At 71.3% G+C, this 5,566-nt stretch carries 2 protein-coding genes and 1 tRNA gene; all 3 read right to left on the reverse strand.

The window, feature by feature from the left end:
• Positions 1-402: 402 nt before the first annotated feature.
• Positions 403-477: transfer RNA gene (locus GBZ26_RS26350), tRNA-Gln, on the reverse strand.
• A gap of 79 nt (positions 478-556) precedes the next feature.
• The gene (locus GBZ26_RS26355; protein ID WP_174441372.1) at positions 557-2,656 is read right to left on the reverse strand and encodes a glutamine amidotransferase; all 2,100 of its coding nucleotides are present in this window, start codon (positions 2,654-2,656) and stop codon (positions 557-559) included.
• A complete protein-coding gene (locus GBZ26_RS26360) occupies positions 2,653-5,388 on the reverse strand; it encodes a DUF4159 domain-containing protein (RefSeq protein ID WP_174441373.1) in 2,736 nt (911 codons plus the stop codon). The genes GBZ26_RS26355 and GBZ26_RS26360 overlap by 4 nt, the downstream gene beginning before the upstream one ends.
• Positions 5,389-5,566: the final 178 nt, after the last annotated feature.

The following is a 5,566-nucleotide window of genomic DNA, read 5'->3' on the forward strand; positions in this document are numbered from 1 at the left end:
AGCGGCATAATCACGCCCGCAATCCGCCTGAACGGCGGTTCCGGCAGCCGCGGAGCGCGAAAAGACGCTCCATTCTGATAAAAACGGGCTTCAGAACCCCCATTCTCAAGCCTAAGCGGGGGAAAAGGCCAGAATATGTTCGTTTTTCCGCGCCCTGCTAGGTGATCCGGTGTGCACGGCTTGTGACGCACATCGAGTCGTGACAGCGCCGGAGGGGATAGCCCAACCTCCCCATGCATCATGCTGGTGCGGCCGGCTTGTAGGTGCACGGCGCCGAACGGAGCGGAATTTCTGGCGAGGCTTGTAAGTCGCTCATTCCCCAGTGAATCGGTTTGCACCCCCTCGCAACACAAAACCCCGCCGTTGGGCGGGGTTAAGTACCTGAATTTACAGGGAATTAGGTGGCTGGGGCGCCAGGATTCGAACCTGGGAATGGCGGTACCAAAAACCGCTGCCTTACCGCTTGGCGACGCCCCAACCGATCGGCGCGATCCGCGCCGGAAGGGTCGGGACCATAAGCGGAAACCCGACCCGAATGCAACAGCTTCGTTGACCCTTATCGGCCCTCGCGACGCCACGCCATCAACAGCGCGCCCAGCGCCAGGGCCAGCACCGCGCCCACGGGCAGCAAAGGCACCTCCGACACCCCCGTCACCGTGAAATCGCCGTTGGCGCGCAGGCCGATCCAGTCGTCGCCGGTCTGCGTCCGGTCGGGACGGGTGCGGCGCACGTCGATGCCGGGGCGCACGCCGCCTTCCGTGTCGGAAATCCAGTGCACGCCGCCTCCAGTCTCGTCGGCGACGCCCGACAGGCGGTCGCCGGTGGAGCGCACGTCGGCCAGTTCCGGCGGGTTGACGGCGCCCACCACGGCCAACGCCGTGCGCTCGCCGTCGGTGATGCGGTAGATGCCCGGTTCGCCGGCGACCACGGTGGCGCTGGCGCGGCCCGTGCGGTCCTCGGTCATCTCCAGCGTCCGGGTCTCGTCGGAGGGGGTGGTGAGGGTGATGCTGCGCGGGTCGGGCTCCAGGGAGCGGCGCTCCACCGTGATGCGATTGCCGTCCACATGGGCGCGCAGGTCGTTCTCCTCCAGCTCCGGCTCCTTCATCAGCCAGTGGGCGAGGCGGCGCAAAAGCTCGGCCTGGGGGCCGCCGCCCTCGAAGCCGCGGCTCCACAGCCACATCTGGTCGGACGCCAGCTGCGCCACCCGGCCCTTGCCGACGCGGTCGAGGATCAGCAGCGGGCGGTCGTCGGCGCCGTTCATCACCACCGCGCCGTTGCCCGGCACGACCTCCACCTGATGGAACCAGCGGCCCCAGCTCGGTTCGCCGTCCGGGTGGTCGCCGGGCAGGCCGGCGGTCACAGGGTGGCGGCGGCCGACCTCCGTCACCGTCGGCTTGAAGGGGCGGTCGATGGCTTGGCCGGTCGGCTCCGCCGGCATCACCTGGCCCAGCGGTGTGCGGAACAGCGACAGCGGCGTGGCGTAGCCCTGGCCGGACGCCTCCAGCAGGGCGCCGCCCTTCTGCACGTACTCGGCGATGTTTTCCAGATACATCTGCGGCAGCACGCCGCGCCGGCGGTAGCGGTCGAAGATGATCAGGTCGAACTCGTCCAGCTTGATCTCGAACAACTCGCGAATCGGGAAGGCGATCAGCGACAGCTCGCGGATCGGCGTGCCGTCCTGCTTCTCCGGCGGGCGCAGGATGGTGAAGTGGACGAGATCGACCGACGGGTCGGCCTTCAGAAGGTTGCGCCACGTCCGCTCGCCGGCGTGCGGCTCGCCGGACACCAGCAGGACGCGCAGCCGGTCGCGCACCCCGTTCACCACCACGGCGGTGCGGTTGTTGGCGAGCGTCAGCTCCTGCCGCGCCGCCTCGACCTCCATCTCCAGCACATTCTGGCCGCCGTGGTTGACCGGCAGCTCCATGTGGAAGTCCTGGCCGACCGGAACACGGATGGTGCGTGGCGGCCCGCCGTCCTGGCGCAGAGTCACCGCCGCGTCGGCCGACTGGCGGCGCGGCATGTCGTCCACCCGGATGGTCAGTTCCACCGGCTTGCCGACGAGGCCGTAGGCCGGGGCCTGGACGATGGCCAGACGGCGGTCGCCCTCGTCGCGGTTGCCGGTCAGCAGCGTGTGCACCGGGCCGATCTCGGCCAGCCGGGCAAGATTCTCCGGAACGTCGTGGACCTGGCCGTCGGTGATCAGCACCGCCCCGGCCATGCGGCGGCGGGGCACGTCGGCCATGGCGCGGTTCAGGGCGTCGAACAGGTGCGTCTCGTTGATGGCGGAAGCGCCGGATTCCGCGTCCCCGGCGCGGACCACCCGCAGCTCCAGATCGTCGAAAGCCTTCAGCCGCTCGGTCAGGCGCTCCAGTTCGGCTTCGGCGCGGGCGCGGCGGTCGCCGATGTTCTGGCTGGGCGAGGCGTCGAGCACGATCACCGCCACGTCCTTGATCGGCTCCCGCTTCTCCTGCACCAGCGACGGGTTGATCAGCGCGAGCGCCAGCACCGCCACCGCCAGGGCGCGCAGCCAGACGCCGCGCGCCCGGCGGAAGACGGCCAGAGCCAGGATCGCCAGCGCCACCACGAACAGCGGCACCAGGAAGACCCAGGGCAGCAGCGGCGCCAGAGCGATGGAGGTTCCGTCAAGCAGGGTCACTGGCCGAGCCTCTCAAGGATCGCGGGCACATGGACCTGATCGGCCTTGTAGTTGCCGGTCAGCGCGTACATGACGAGGTTGACGCCGAAGCGGTAGGCCATCTCGCGCTGCCGTTCCCCGCCGGGGACGACGGCGTAGAGCGGCTGGCCGTTGCGGTTCGCCGCCCAGGCGGCGGCCCAGTCGTTGCCGCCGATCAGCACGGGCGACACGCCGTCGTTGGCGCGGCCCTCGCGCGCTTCGATCCACAGATTGCCGCCGTTGTAGCGGCCTGGGAAATCGTTCAGCAGGTAGAAGGACTTGGTGAGAACATGGTCGGGCGGGACCAGGGCCAGCGGCGGGATGTCCAGCCCCTGCACCATGCCCTGGAGCGCCTGGTTGCCGCCGACGGCACCCGCCGACTGGTCGCGCGTGTCGAACAGGATGGTGCCGCCGTTGCGCATGTACTCGTTCAGCCGGGCGCGGGCGTGGTCGCTGAGCGCGCGCTGCCCGCCGGACACCGGCCAGTAGAGCAGGGGATAGAAGGCCAGCTCGTCGCTTTCCGGATCGACGCCCACCGCCCCGGCGGCCTCCACCGCCGTGCGGCGGGTCAGCACGTCCACGAGGCTTTCCAGCCCGGCGCGCGAGGTGTCGTCCACCGTGCCGTCCCCGGTGCGCACATAGGCGAGATAGGTCTCCGCCGTCACCTTGGTCGATTGCGCGTCGTCGGCGCGGGCGGGGGTCCAGGGCGCCGCGGCCATGGGGAGCGCCGCGCCCAGAGTCAGCAGGACCGCGGCGGTTGCCCCGGCGCGGCGACGCTTGCCGCCGAACCGCAAGCCGCCGAGCAGGCCGCGCAGCATCAGGGCGATCAGCAGGTCGATCATGGCAAGCGACAGCGCGATGCCGAGCAGCGCCGGCTTCAGAGCCACCTCGCCCCGCGTGCCGTAGGGGCCGCGGGCGACCCCGCCGGGCATGGCGCCCAACGGCTCGATCCGCGTCAGCGTGGCGGTCAGGTTGAGGGCGCGGCGGGCCTCCTCCGTGCCGTAGAAGCCCGGCGGGTGGCGCGGGCCGATCACGTCGGCCCCGGCGTCCCCGGCGATGGGGAAGGCGGCGGCCGGCGGCGGCACCAGCCGGCCGAAGCCGTCCAGCACCTCCAGCGGCTCCAGTGTGCCGCCATGGGCGCCCCCGGCGACGCCGCCGCTCAGCGTCACCAGACGGCGCAGCATGTCGACGAACAGGCCGGACATCGGCAGGTTGGACCATTCCGGGCTGGCGGTGGTGTGGACGAGCACGATGTAGCCGTCTCCGCGCTTTTCCGAGGTGACCAGGGGGGTGCCGTCCTGGAGCCGCGCCCAGGTGCGATCGGCGAGGTCCAGCGCCGGTTCGGCCAGCACCTGCCGCGAGACGGCGACGTCGTCGGGGATGTGCAGGCCGGCAAAGGGGCTGCGGCCGTCGAAGGGTTGGAGCTTCGCCGGCTCCGACCAGGACAGGGCGCCGCCCAGCGCCCGGTCGCCCAGCCGCAGGCGCACCGGCACCAGACGGTCGGGGTTCTGGGCCAGCCGCGGCCCGGCGAAGCGCAGCAGGACGCCGCCCTTGCGCACCCAGTCCTCGATGGTCTGGGCCTCCTGGCCGGTCAGGGCGCCGATGTCCGACAGCACGAGCACGGCGAGGTCGCGCTTGAGAAGCTCGTCCGGTTCGCCGCGGCGCACCTCGTTGTAGGGGGCCAGCGCCCGTTCCAGATAGTGCAGGTCGGACAGCAGCGGCTGGTTCTCGCCGTTGGCTCGGCCCGAGGCCAGCCCGACCGGGCGGCGGCGCCAGCGCTCGTCGAGCAGGACGGTGGCCCCGGCGGTGGTGTCGTTCTCCACGCGCAGGCTGGCGGCGTCGTTGCGCAGTTCCGCCGGCACCTCGAAGCGCACCTCGCGGGTGAGCTGCCCGGCGTCGAAGGCGACGGGCTGGCGGGTCAGCAGGCGGCCGTCGGCGCCGGACAGGCGCACGGTGACGCTTTCCGGGCGGGAGGAGTCGGCGCGCACCACGCGAGCGGACAGGCCGGCGCCCTCCGACGAGGGGGGAAGCAGCAGATGGGGCGGCTTTTCCGCGGAATCGTCGAGGATCTCCAGGGAGCCCATGCGTTGCAGCGTCTCGGCGAGGCCGCGGGCGCTGCGGTCGCCGATGCCGTCCGACAGCCAGACGGTGTGGGCGGAGCCCCGCGCGGCGAGACCGCGCACCGCCTCCAGCGCGCCGGCGCGGTCGGTCGGCCAGGGGTGCGGCTCCAGCGCCTGGATCAGGCGGCGGGCTTCCGAGGCGGGCAGGGGCGGGCTGGCCTTCACCGCCTCGCCCCCGGCGGGCCGGGCGGTCGGCAGCAGGACGACTGGCCGGTTCTGCCGCTCCGCCTGCGACACCAGCTCCTCCATGGCGGCGCGGCGGCTCGTCCAGTCGCGGCCCGACGCCCAGCCGTTGTCGACCAGAAGCAGCAGCGGCCCGCTGCCCGGCAGGGCGGCGCGCGGGTTCAGCAGCGGCCCGGCCAGGGCCAGGATCAGCAGCGCGGCGACGATCAGGCGCAGGATCAGCAGCCACAGCGGGGTGCGGGCGGGGGTCTCCTCCCGCGCCGTCAGGTCGCGCAGCAGCCGGATGGCGGGGAAGCGCACCACCCGCGGGGCCGGCGGCGTGACGCGCAGCAGCCACCACAGCACCGGCAGGACGGCCAGGGCGGCCAGCACCCACGGAACGGCAAAGGCGATCGGTCCGAAACCCAGCATCGGCGTCTACGCTGTTGGAGGATGGGGAATCGGGAGCGAAGCAATTGCCCCCCCCCCCGCCCGTCTCCTATTCACATCTCCGCGCCCACGAGACCAAGGCGGAAATCGGCATGCGGCTTTTTGTTTTGAAAAAAAAAAAAAAAATACAATATGTAGTCAAATGCACGCGACGAAGTCG

Origin of the sequence: Azospirillum formosense (assembly GCF_013340925.1) — a bacterium.
Taxonomy (GTDB): domain Bacteria; phylum Pseudomonadota; class Alphaproteobacteria; order Azospirillales; family Azospirillaceae; genus Azospirillum; species Azospirillum formosense.